Source organism: Xanthomonas sp. SHU 199, assembly GCF_000364665.1.
GTDB lineage: Bacteria > Pseudomonadota > Gammaproteobacteria > Xanthomonadales > Xanthomonadaceae > Xanthomonas_A > Xanthomonas_A sontii.
In genome coordinates this window covers 1-627 of sequence record NZ_AQOI01000725.1, presented here as the reverse complement: position 1 = coordinate 627, position 627 = coordinate 1, and the positions used below count along the sequence as shown (strand labels likewise).

Sequence of the window (627 nt, the reverse complement as noted above, 5' to 3'; positions counted from 1 at the left end):
CAGCGGCAGCGGCCGCCGGTTCAGCGGCCACAGCACCTGGAAATAGCCCAGCGCCAGGATCACGAACGCGTACAGTTCGGCCAGCAGCAGGCCCAGGCCCAGGCTGAGGTCGACCGGGCTGCTCATGCCCACGGTCTGGGTCAGGCGCCACCAGATGTAGCGCGAGGACACCGCCAGCGACAGCGCCATCATCACCAGGATCGCCAGGCGGCTGCCGCTGCGCCGCAGCAGCATGGCCGCGGCGAACACCACCAGCGAGAACAGCAGTTGCTGCGGCACATCCATCGGGATGGCGACGACGAAGACCAGCAACACGGCGCCCAGCAGCCACAACGACCAGTTGGCCAGGACATGCAGCGGGCGCGCGGCACGCGACGCGGAGGCAGCGCTCATCGGCGGTTCCTAACAAGGGGAGGAGGTCGGCGCGCGGTCTTCCCCACCGCGCGGCGACGGCAAACAGGTGCGGCGCCCGCAGGCGCCGCATGGCATCAACGATTCAAGAAGCGCTTGAGCGGACCGCCCGGCGCCGGCACCGCGGCCTCGCGGCCGACCTCAAGCAGGCGCTGGAACAGCTGCTGCAACGGCGTGCCGGTCGCGGTGCCGATGACGGCGGCCGACACAGGCGCC

Annotated in this window: 1 pseudogene; it reads right to left on the bottom strand. The window is 70.8% G+C overall.

The features are described 5' to 3' along the window. A pseudogene (locus D183_RS25430) lies at nt 1–393 on the bottom strand (UDP-forming cellulose synthase catalytic subunit); the annotation flags it as partial. Nucleotides 394–627 lie beyond the last annotated feature (234 nt).